The 1,112-nt window shown below is 61.8% G+C and carries 1 protein-coding gene and 1 pseudogene; both read left to right on the top strand.

Translation table 11 applies throughout. The features are described from left to right. Positions 1–253 (top strand): annotated as a pseudogene (locus tag EN969_RS32345) (TetR family transcriptional regulator); the annotation flags it as partial. Between the two features lie 56 nt (positions 254–309). After that, positions 310–1,112: bestrophin family ion channel (locus EN969_RS32350; protein ID WP_127419800.1), on the top strand; the 803-nt coding region annotated here is incomplete at its 3' end.

A 1,112-nucleotide genomic window follows, 5' to 3' on the forward strand; every position in this document is an offset into this window, starting at 1 on the left:
GCGCATTGTGCTCACCACCAATTCGACGCTGTTTTCCGACACGTTCGGCCGGGTGTCGCAAGCCTTGCGACGCCTGGTCGAGGCGGCGGTGGCCGACGGCACCATCCGCGGCGACGTCGACGCTTCCGACGTGCTGCACGCGCTGGGCGGCATCTATTCAGCGCCCGACACCCCCGAATGGCGCGACCGCTCGCGCCGGCTGGTCAAGCTGTTGATGGACGGGTTGCGGTTCGGGGCTGCAAAGGCACAATGAGGCGACCAGATTCCGGCCGTGCAAAACCAGACCTATCGATGAGTTGAGGGGATACGATGTATGTAGGCCGTTCCTACAAACTGATCGATTTCGCGCTGTGGTCGCGGCGCAGCGTCATCTACATGGTGGTGGTGAGCGGTCTGGCCGTGGCGGCCTACCGTCTTCCAGGCATCGCCGGGTTTTCGGTGCCATGGTCGGTGGTGCTGGTGCTTGGCACCACCGTGTCACTCGTCGCCGGGTTCAAGAATTCGCAGGTGTTCACCCGCAGCAGCGACGCGCTGCAGGCTTTTACGCAAATTACGGCCAGCAGCCGTTTGTGGTCCAATTTCTGCAGGGATTTCCTCGACGCGCCGACGGCCAGACAGCTCATCTATCGCCACATCGCCTGGATGACGGCATTGCGCTTTTCCCTGCGCCGGCCGATGCCATGGGAGTCCATGGCGCGGGCCGCCAATATCGAATACCGGCGGCGCTACCGTATCCATGAGGATGCGAGCTCGGTCGGCGACGAATTGCGTCCGCTGCTCGCCGAACAGGCCGAGGACGTCCTGAAATCGCCCCAGCCGGCGATAGCCCTGCTCGAACTGCAATCTGTCCAGGTCAATGCGCTGTTCAAGGACACAAAGCTCCCTCCTCAGATCTATGGCGAACTGACCAAGCTGATCCGCGACTTCCATGACCAGCAGGCGCGCTGCGATCGCATCAAGAACAATCCCTATCCCCGGCAATACGCCATCGTCAGTTCGATGTTCGTCATGATCTTCTGCACACTGTTGCCGTTCGGGGTCGTTCCCGTCTTTGCCGATATGGGCAAACTGGGTGGCGCGCTCGGGTCGATAGCGATCTGGCTGACGATCCC

The organism is Mesorhizobium sp. M7A.F.Ca.CA.003.01.2.1 (assembly GCF_003998945.1).
Taxonomy (GTDB): domain Bacteria; phylum Pseudomonadota; class Alphaproteobacteria; order Rhizobiales; family Rhizobiaceae; genus Mesorhizobium; species Mesorhizobium ciceri.